Origin of the sequence: Knoellia sp. p5-6-4 (genome assembly GCF_029222705.1) — a bacterium.
Lineage (GTDB): Bacteria > Actinomycetota > Actinomycetes > Actinomycetales > Dermatophilaceae > Pedococcus_A.
The window spans coordinates 1-1,539 of record NZ_JARGZF010000006.1; the positions used below are offsets into that span (position 1 = coordinate 1).

At 70.5% G+C, this 1,539-nt stretch carries 1 protein-coding gene; it reads left to right on the top strand.

Annotation, left to right across the window (positions count from 1 at the left end):
- A partial coding sequence (locus tag P2F65_RS18420; protein WP_275811366.1) for a SpoIIE family protein phosphatase occupies positions 1-1,530 on the top strand: 1,530 nt, incomplete at its 5' end.
- Positions 1,531-1,539 lie beyond the last annotated feature (9 nt).

A 1,539-nucleotide genomic window follows, 5' to 3' on the forward strand; every position in this document is an offset into this window, starting at 1 on the left:
GGCGACCTGACCCTGCGGCGCCCTCGCGGTGACACCTTCGTCGCCGCCGTGTCCGGCACACCGGTCCGCGACCCAACCGGCCAGATCACCGGGATCGTAGTGGTCGCGGAGGACATGAGCGAGATCCGCTCCGCTGAGGCGGCCGCGGCCTCCAGCGAAGCGCGCCTCCGGGTTGCCCACGAGGCGGCGCAGCTGGGGAGCTGGCACTGGAACCTGGCCACGGGCGAGGTGGTGTGGGACGAGCAGCTCGAGGCGATCTACGGCATGGGGCCGGGCACCTTCGGCCGCAGCTACGAGGCATGGCTGGAAACGGTCCTTCCCGAGGATCGTGACCAGGTTCTCGCGGCTGTCCAGGCGGCGTGGGAGGCCCGCTCGACCTACGTGCTGCGGAACCGGATCCGGTGGCCCGACGGGACGCTGCGCTGGATCGAGGCGCACGGCAAGGTCACCAGCGACCAGCACGGCAACCCCACCGGGACCATCGGCTGTGTACGCGACGTCACCGAGCGGATCGAGGCGCAGCAGCGGGAGGCCGCGGCTGCGGCCCGTGCCCGCCTTCTGCAGGAAGTCACCGCGGGCTTCGTCCGCGCCTCGACGCTCGACCAGGTGGAGGCGGTGCTCGTCCACAGCTTGGCGCAGCTGGCGGAGATCCTGCCCGCGACGGTCGAGCTCAAGGTCCCCGACGATCTGACGAGCATCACCGAGGGAACCTCGTTCGTGACGAGCGCTGACACCCCTCTGTCCGTCGAGGACAACCAGGTGCTCGACATCCTCGCGTCCCAGTGCGCCATCACCGCTCAGCGGGCCCAGGCTCTGGCCCGCACGGTCGACATCGCCGAGCAGCTCCAGGTCAGCCTCGCCGCCAGCCCCTTGCCGACGGTGGAGCACCTCGACCTCGCGGTGCACTACGCCGCCGGAGGCGACGAGATCGAGCACGTCGGCGGGGACTGGTACGACGCCGTCGCCACATCGAACGGGCGGCTGGCCCTCGTGGTGGGCGACGTGATGGGCCGAGGGGTGAGCGCGGCAACCACGATGATCCGGGTGCGAGCCGGCATCCGCGGCTTGTTTACCGTGAATCCGGGGCCCGACGCCGTGCTCACCGCTGCCGACGAGATGGTCGCCCGAGACGCACCCGAGCAGTTCGTGACCGCCGCGGCACTCCTGGTCGACCCGGTGACAGGCGAGATGTCCTTGTGCAACGCCGGGCACATCCCTCCGGTGGTGGTCGGCCCCGACGGCCGTATCGAAGTGCTGCGCGGCCAGGAGGGCCCACCCTTGGGCGTGCTGCGGGACTCACACCGATCAGTGGTCACCCGTCACCTGCAGCCCGACTCGCTGCTGATCATGGTGACGGACGGAGTGGTCGAGTCCCGACGCCACGACATCGACCACGGGATCAGGCTCCTCTGCGACCGGGCCGCCGACCTCCGCGACGCTCCGGTGAAGGAACTGGTCCAAGGAATCGCCGCACTCGCCGACACCTCCCTGCACGATGACGTGACCGTAATGGCCGCGCGACTGCGGTGACGGCCCTCC